Origin of the sequence: Frankia canadensis (assembly GCF_900197875.1) — a bacterium.
Classification (GTDB): Bacteria; Actinomycetota; Actinomycetes; order Frankiales; family Frankiaceae; genus Frankia; species Frankia canadensis.
This window is the reverse complement of the sequence record NZ_FZMO01000275.1, coordinates 1-4,808: the sequence shown is the minus strand read 5'-3', so window position 1 is coordinate 4,808 and position 4,808 is coordinate 1. Positions and strand designations below refer to the sequence as shown.

Annotated in this window: 3 protein-coding genes and 1 riboswitch; of the genes, 2 read left to right on the top strand and 1 reads right to left on the bottom strand. The window is 72.3% G+C overall.

All coding sequences use genetic code 11. The features are described from left to right. Positions 1 to 362: 362 nt before the first annotated feature. Entirely contained in the window at positions 363 to 1,640 is a 1,278-nt protein-coding gene (thrC, locus tag C1A33_RS20360) for a threonine synthase (protein WP_101833032.1), read from the bottom strand. Positions 1,641 to 1,648: 8 nt separating this feature from the next. Continuing rightward, positions 1,649 to 1,766: riboswitch (SAM riboswitch) on the bottom strand. A gap of 110 nt (positions 1,767 to 1,876) precedes the next feature. Here thrC and C1A33_RS20355 point away from each other — a divergent pair. Both C1A33_RS20355 and C1A33_RS20350 read left to right on the top strand, forming a co-directional pair. Then, positions 1,877 to 2,674 carry an HAD family hydrolase gene (locus tag C1A33_RS20355; protein WP_101833031.1) on the top strand — a complete coding sequence of 266 codons (798 nt, stop codon included), beginning with the start codon at positions 1,877 to 1,879 and terminating at the stop codon, positions 2,672 to 2,674. Positions 2,675 to 3,107: 433 nt separating this feature from the next. Further along, positions 3,108 to 4,589: an alpha,alpha-trehalose-phosphate synthase (UDP-forming) gene (locus C1A33_RS20350; protein WP_101833030.1), complete on the top strand. Its 1,482-nt coding sequence runs from the start codon at positions 3,108 to 3,110 to the stop codon at positions 4,587 to 4,589. Positions 4,590 to 4,808 lie beyond the last annotated feature (219 nt).

Here is a 4,808-nt window from a genome sequence, read left to right as displayed (position 1 = left end):
CCAGCTGGTTCATGCCGCGCTCCAGGCCGCGCCGAGCCTCCTCGTCGAAGGCGATGATCTTCGGCATGGTTTCTGGGTCCTCCCAGTGGGATGGCAGGGTTCGATGGCCTGGCCACAACGACGCCCGCGACGGACGGTCCCCGACGGCACCAGAATGGGCGGATCGGGCAACCTCGCCGTTTCAGCCTTGGCACTCCCCAGGGGAGAGTGCCAAGTCCTGTTTAGCACTCGACATGGGAGAGTGCAAGCTCGCTCCCGTCGAGTGAGGCCTCGAGTCGCCTGCCTGTCACCCGCCCGTCACCCGCCCGTCGCTCCCGCCCAGTGGGGTACCGGGTCGCTCGATCGGGGGTGGTGGCGGTCGGTCAGTCGTCCCCGAGTCCCGCGGCCTCGAACGCACGCAGAGAGGGCTTGATCGTGGCGGTCGGGCCGCCGGTCTCGACGAGGGGGTCGAGGGTCTTCAGCCCGTCGCCGGTGTTGTAGATGACGGTCTCGGCGGCCGGGTCGAGCAGCCCCTCGCGCAGCAGGCGGCGCAGGTTCGCCACCGTGACGCCGCCGGCGGTCTCGCCGAAGACGCCCTCGGTGCGGGCCAGTAGCCGCATACCCTCGACGATCTCCTCGTCGGTGACGTCGGTGATCGCGCCGCCGGTGCGCCGCGCGACGTCGAGCGCGTAGGGCCCGTCGGCCGGATTGCCGATCGACAGCGACTTGGCGATCGTCGACGGCTTCACCGGGGCGACCGTGTCGCTCCCGCGGGCGAAGGCGGCGGCCACCGGGTTGCAGCCCGCGGCCTGCGCGCCGAACACCTTGTACGGCGTCGGCTCCACCAGCCCGAGCTTGCCGAGCTCGCCGAACGCCTTGTCCACCTTGGTCAGCAGTGAGCCGGACGCGATCGGCACCACGACCTGCTCCGGCAGCCGCCAGCCGAGCTGCTCGGCCACCTCGTAGCCCAGCGTCTTGGAGCCCTCGGCGTAGAACGGCCGGACGTTGACGTTGACGAATGCCCACTCGTACTCGCCGGCCAGCTCGCTGCACAGCCGGTTGACGTCGTCGTAGGTGCCCTGGATCGCGACGAGCGTCCCGCCGTACACGCCGGTGGAGACCGTCTTGCCCGCCTCCAGGTCGTGCGGCACGAGGACGACCGAGCGCAGCCCGGCACCGGCGGCGTGCGCGGCCACGGACTGGGCGAGGTTGCCGGTCGACGCGCAGGCCACGGTGGCGAAGCCGAGCTCGCGGGCGGCGCTGAGCGCCACCGAGACGACCCGGTCCTTGAACGAGTGCGTCGGGTTGGCGCTGTCGTCCTTGACGTACAGCGTCTTCATGCCGAGCTCGGCGGCCAGGCGCGGAGCCGGGCGCAGCGGCGTCCACCCGGCGCCGAGCGAGACACGCCGCGCCGGGTCGTGGCCCGCGGGCAGCAGCCCGACATAACGCCACAGGTTGCGCGGCCCGCGTTCGATGGACTCCCGGGTGACCCGGCCGAGCAGATCGGCGTCGTAGGAGATCTCCAGTGGGGCGAAGCACTCCACGCACACGTGGGTCGGGGAGAGCGGGTAGGTTGCGCCGCAGTGACGACAGGAGAGGCCGACGGCGGGATTCGCGACGTCGAGGGCGGAGGCGGAGGCGCGCTCGGGCGCGAGAGTCATAGAGGAGCTCCTCATCTTTCCCGCGTGGCGGTCTGCCGCGGGTCGGAATTAGCACCTGCCGCGCATCGGATGCGGGTGGTTGCCGGGGCTTCGCTGGGCCGTTCCCTCTGCCCCTCTGGATGAGCCAGATGAAGTTGTCTGTCCGTACTGTAGACCGTGTGCGGGCGATCGTGCAGCGGTGTTTCACGCTTCACGTTCGGGTAGGGCCTCACCGGCAGACCAAGGAGTCCATGACTGTGAGTATCCGCGTCGTCTACACCGATCTCGACGGCACGATGGTCGGCCCGAAGGGCTGCTTCTTCCGTGCCGAGGGTGGGGCGATCACCCTGGAGCCGGCGCGGGCGCTCACCGAGCTGCACGCGGCCGGCATCGCGCTGGTCCTGGTCAGCGGGCGGACCCGGCCTCAGCTCGTCGAGGCGGCGCAGATCTTCGGCGCGGACGGCTTCATCGGCGAGCTCGGCGCGATCGTCGGCTGGAACGACGGCCTGGACAGCGAACTGCTGCGCGGCGCGATGCCCCCCGAGTACGACCAGGTCCCCACCGAGCTGCTCGACCGGCTGATCGAGCGCCACCCCGGCCGGCTCGAGCTGCACACCCCCTGGCACGCCGGCCGGGAGGTCGACGTCATGCTCCGCGGGCGCATCGACGTCCCCGAGGTCGACGGCTGGCTCGCCGAGAGCGGCTTCTCCTGGCTGAGCATGCGCGACAACGGCCTGATCTCCCCCGCGCACATGCCCCACCTCGGCGGTTCGCCGCACGTCTACCATCTCGTCCCCGACGGCGTCGGCAAGGGCGACGCGGTCGCCCACGACCTCAAGCGCCGCGGCATCGCGCCCGCCGAGGCGATCGCGATCGGCGACTCGGCCAGCGACCTGGAGATGGCCGCGCACGTCGGCCGCATGCACCTGGTCGCCAACGCGCTGCGCCACCCCCACATCAGCGAGCACCTGGCCCGCTACGACAACATCACCGTCGAGTCGGGCCCGGTCGGCGCCGGCTGGGCCAGCGCCGTGCGCACCGCCCTCGCCGAGTAGGGTGCCGTCACGCTTTGTGATCTTTGTGTCGACCGCGGTGTCGGGTCGCTGTGGGTGAGGTCGCTGGTGGGGGTTGCAGGGCTGAGGGGCTACCTGTGTCGTTCTACCGGGTTCGGTGTCCGTTTCGTCCCGGCGATACAGGAGGACTCGTTCCCACGCATGCCCAGGAAATCTGGGTAACTCCGTAGCGATGTCCCCGGGACGCCTTCCGGACACCGGACGGACGACCTGCGGTCATGTCCGGCCAGCGCGGCGCCCGACGGGTGGGGCAAGCCCGGCCGGCGGGCCCGGCCACCCGCCCCGATGGCCTACCCTCCGCAGTGTGCAACGCATGCCGAGAGTCGAGCAGGGCGCACCCGCGCGCGCCTCGGCACAGGGAAGCAGGTCGCGGGGAGCCACGTCGCAGGGAGCTGCGGAATCGGGAACGGCCCGGGTGCTCGTCGCCTCCAACCGCGGCCCAGTGGCCTTCGCCGCCGGCGACGACGGGGAGCTGGTGCTGCGACGCGGCGCCGGAGGGCTGGTCAGCGGGCTGAGCCAGGCGGCGGCGGACGCGCCCGCCGAGGCGCTGCCGATGGTGTGGGTGTGCGCGGCCCTCGGCGACGCCGACCGGCGGGCCGTGCGCGCGACGCCGGGCGGCCGGCTCGACCTCGCCGGGCACGACACCGGCGGCACGGCCGTGCGGATGCTCGACGTCGAGCCGACGGTGTTCGACCGGGCCTACAACGCCATCGCCAACCGCACCCTGTGGTTCATCCAGCATCTGCTGTACGCACCGGCGACGCAGCCGGTGTTCGGGCCGGTGTTCCGTCGGGACTGGGCGGCCTACGAGGCGTACAACGACATGTTCGCGGAGGCCCTCGCGCACGAGGCCGCGCCGGGCGCCGCGGTGCTGGTGCAGGACTACCACCTGACCCTCGTCCCCGGGCGGCTGCGGGAGCTGCGACCGGACCTGCGCATCGCGCACTTCAGCCACACCCCGTGGGCGCCGCCCGAGTACTTCCGGCTGCTCCCGGACGACATCGGCGAGCAGATCCTGCGGGGCATGCTCGGCGCCGACCGCCTCGGCTTCCTCACCGACGCCTGGGCCGACGCCTTCGAGGACTGCGTGCGGGCCCTGCCGGGCGTCCGCGTCGAGCCACGGGAACTGCTCGTGGCGCCCCCGCCGGGAGGCTGGCCGTCCGGTGACCCCCAGGCACCGCGGACCGTGCGGATCGGTGTGCATCCGCTCGGGGTGGATGCCGACGAGCTGCGGGCGCGGGCAGGCGCGCCTGACGTCGCCGCCCGCGCCGCCGAGCTGCGCAGGGCGACGGCGGGCTGCCGGCTGATCGTCCGGGTCGACCGGACCGAGCTGTCCAAGAACATCGTCCGCGGCCTCGCGGCCTACCGCGAGCTGCTGCGCTCCCGCCCGCAGTGGCGCGGGAAGGTCACCCACCTGGTCTGCGCCTACCCGTCCCGGCACGATCTGCCCGAGTACCGCGAGTACACGGCCGCCGTGCTGCGCCTCGCCGCCGAGATCGAGGACGAGTTCGCCACCGAGGGCTGGCGGCCCCTGCGCCTGGAGCTCACCGACGACTACCCGCGCTCGATCGCGGCCCTCGCACTCGCCGAGGTCCTCGTGGTCAACCCGATCCGCGACGGGATGAACCTGGTCGCGAAGGAAGGGCCGGTGCTCTCCCACGACGGCGCGGCCCTGGTGCTGTCCCGGGAGGCCGGAGCCTGCGCCGAGATGGGCTCCGCTGCACTCGTGATCAACCCGTTCGACATCGAGGCGACCGCCGCGGCCCTGCACACGGCGCTGACGATGCCCCCCGCCGACCGCCGCCGCCGCGCAGACGAACTCGCCGCCGTAGCCGGCCTCCTCCCGCCGCGCATCTGGTTCACCGACCAGCTCGCCGCCCTCACCGCCGACTCCTAGCCCGTGCCTCGGGTTGCGATCTTTGCGTCGGCGTGTCGCGTCAGCGGTTCGAGGCCGTTCGCGGCGGCGGTCGGTGACAGCGTTCTGGCACTGTCACGGCGTTCCCTGCCAGAAACCTAGGGACAAACCGGACACGACACACGGGGAAACTGGCATCACGCTGCCTTCCCCGGCGGCCACTCCCCCTCCACGGGAAGTCCCCCGCCTCCTCGGCGTTCC